The organism is Gelidibacter sp. (assembly GCF_039916245.1).
Taxonomy (GTDB): Bacteria; Bacteroidota; Bacteroidia; order Flavobacteriales; family Flavobacteriaceae; genus Gelidibacter.
Map to the genome: position 1 here is coordinate 1 of NZ_JBDSLS010000038.1, position 2,726 is coordinate 2,726.

Genomic DNA, 2,726 nt, shown 5'->3' on the forward strand with positions numbered 1-2,726 from the left:
TGCTATGACCTCTATAAAAAGACATTTGAAAACCGTTATGACTTTTGCATTACCGAAATTGCCGTGACCAACCAGCGCTCAAGAAATGCCCATAAAAAAATCGGGTTCAAGGAAATACACTTCTATGAAGATTCCAATCAAACTGAATGGGTCATTGTGGTTTGGGATTGGAAGAGCATAAAAACATAGCAATGACGCCATCAGCCATTGAACTCTAGTGTATTTTAATAATTTAAGTTTAAAATAATCCGAAAGGTTCGTACCTTAACTTTCATTATAGTAACCTCTAAAAATATCGCAAAAGAAAAATGAACGACACCAATTTAAAAACATTTTTAGCGACAAATCTAGCTATTGACGAACATGAAATTTCGCCACTACTAGAAAACTATAAGATTAAAAGAGTTCAAAAAGATGCGTTTTTATTGAGACCAGGCGAATATTGCAAGCAAACATTTTTTGTAGAAAATGGACTTTTGCGACAATATTCGATCGATGAGAAAGGTAAAGAACACACCATATCTTTCGCACCAGAAAATTGGTTCGTTACCGATAGAGAAAGCGTTTATTTTAACCACCCCACCGCTTATTATATTCAAGCTTTAGAAGACAGTACAGTAAGCATTCTTGATGAAAATCTCATTCAAGTCCTTACGGATAAAGCTCCTTCATTTACTGAATTTAACAATAGACTACTTCACAATCACATTCGCCAATTACAAAATCGCATCAACCTATTGTTAAGCGCAAGTGCCGAAGAACGATATCTAAACTTTATTGAAATGTATCCCGACATCCTTTTACGTGTGCCTCAAACCATGGTGGCCTCTTATTTAGGAATTACTCCAGAAAGCTTAAGCCGCGTCCGGAAGGAACTCGCACAAAAAAACTTCAAAAAATAGCTTCTTACCATACATCAATGCATAGGATAACCTTGATGTCTACCTTTGTTTAAAATTAATATATAACACATTAAATCTTAAAACATGGAAACAACAGTAAAAACAAAATGGAAATTAGATCCGGTACACTCTGAAATCGGATTCAAGGTAAAACACATGATGATTTCTACCATCACGGGGAATCTTAATGAATTTGAAGCGAGTGTTGAAACTGACAATGCAGATTTTAAAAATGCAAGTTTCACATTCACTGCAAACGCCGATTCAGTAAACACTAAAAACAAAGACCGAGATAATCATTTAAAATCAGCCGATTTCTTTGATGCTGAAAAATACCCGAAAATCTCATTCAAATCGAAATCTTTTAATGGCGACACCATGGTAGGCGATTTGACTATAAAAAACGTGACCAAAGAAATTGCCCTTGACGTTAGTTTTAACGGCATCGTGGAAGATCAATACCAACAAACAAGAGCGGGCTTTGAAATTACTGGAACCGTTAGTAGAAAGGACTACGGTTTAACCTGGAATGCCTTAACTGAAGCTGGCACAATCGTGGTAGGCGATAAAATAAGATTGGGTATCGATCTTGAATTTATCAAACAATAAAAAAGAAAGGTAATGAAAACAAAAACGGTAGAATTAGTAGCAAGCCCAAAAGCGCCACATTTTGTAGGCGATGGATTTCGCGTACATAATTTCATTCCGAGTGGTTTTCGTATGGATATGCAACGGATGAGTCCATTTATTCTGTTGGATTATAATTCCACCTATAACTTCCCACCTTCCGAAAAACCAAAAGGCGTTGGCGTCCATCCACACAAAGGATTTGAAACGGTAACCATAGCCTACAAAGGTAAAGTTGCCCATCACGACAGCAGTGGTGGCGGTGGGATTATTGGCGAAGGCGATGTGCAATGGATGACTGCTGCCAATGGCGTATTGCACAAAGAATACCACGAAGAAGAATGGAGTAAAAAAGGTGGCGACTTCCAAATGGTTCAACTTTGGGTCAACTTGGCCGCAAAGGACAAAAAGACGGATCCAAAGTACCAAGCCATAAAATACGAAGCTATCAACCGTCATCAATTAGACAACAACGCAGGTACCATCGAAGTCATTGCTGGCCAGTACAAAAACACGAAAGGCGTCGCTTCCACGTTTACACCAGTAAACATGTTTAATGCGAAATTAAATAAAGGTGGAAAGGCAGACTTTCAGTTTCCTGCGGATTACAATACCGCACTTCTGGTCATCGAAGGCAATATTATCATCAACGGTAAAGAAAAAGCGCCAACCGATCATTTAGCATTAATGGCTAATGATGGCGAAACTTTTGAAATCAAAGCCTTAGATGATGCTATTGTACTGGTTTTAAGCGGCGAACCTATTAATGAACCCATTGCAGCTCAAGGCCCTTTTGTAATGAATACCAGAGAAGAGTTAATGGAAGCTTTTAATGAATATAATGTGGGAAAATTCGGTTATTTAGAAGATTAATAATGTAAACTAAATTACCGTGGACTAAAGTGCCATACCAACCCGAGAAACGTTCTAGCGGAGGTTTTTAAAACAGACTAAAAGTCTGTTACATTAGTGAAATTTATGATCAAAAATTGAGCCGACATTTTTAATGTAAGAGTAAGCTCGTGAAAATCCGTGAAATTCGTGTCTAAATTTTTAGAAGCTAAATTGAGAGGCACTAAAGTACATACCAGCCCATCATACATTCTGATAGGGCTTTAACTTAATTTGAGATCAATAAAATTTAAAAACCAGAAAAAGACTTAAGACATTAAGATGCAGGACATAAGACTAAAAAAA

General features: G+C 37.2%; 3 protein-coding genes and 1 pseudogene. All 4 read left to right on the forward strand.

Going from position 1 to position 2,726, the window contains the following annotated elements; all coding sequences use genetic code 11:
- Positions 1 to 189: pseudogene (locus ABIQ28_RS01940) on the forward strand (hypothetical protein); the annotation flags it as partial.
- A gap of 119 nt (positions 190 to 308) precedes the next feature.
- A complete protein-coding gene (locus tag ABIQ28_RS01945; RefSeq protein WP_348035067.1) occupies positions 309 to 902 on the forward strand; it encodes a Crp/Fnr family transcriptional regulator in 594 nt (197 codons plus the stop codon).
- Positions 903 to 986: 84 nt separating this feature from the next.
- Positions 987 to 1,511 (forward strand): YceI family protein, encoded by a 525-nt coding sequence (locus ABIQ28_RS01950; protein ID WP_348035068.1) that lies wholly within the window; start codon positions 987 to 989, stop codon positions 1,509 to 1,511.
- 12 nt (positions 1,512 to 1,523) lie between these two features.
- Positions 1,524 to 2,402 carry a pirin family protein gene (locus tag ABIQ28_RS01955; RefSeq protein WP_348035069.1) on the forward strand — a complete coding sequence of 293 codons (879 nt, stop codon included), beginning with the start codon at positions 1,524 to 1,526 and terminating at the stop codon, positions 2,400 to 2,402.
- The last annotated feature ends 324 nt before the right edge of the window (positions 2,403 to 2,726 follow it).

Coding starts and splice junctions, on each gene's coding strand:
- ABIQ28_RS01945 (WP_348035067.1), top strand. CDS start 309: ATGAACGACACCAATTTAAAAACATTTTTAGCGACAAATCTAGCTATT.
- ABIQ28_RS01950 (WP_348035068.1), top strand. CDS start 987: ATGGAAACAACAGTAAAAACAAAATGGAAATTAGATCCGGTACACTCT.
- ABIQ28_RS01955 (WP_348035069.1), top strand. CDS start 1,524: ATGAAAACAAAAACGGTAGAATTAGTAGCAAGCCCAAAAGCGCCACAT.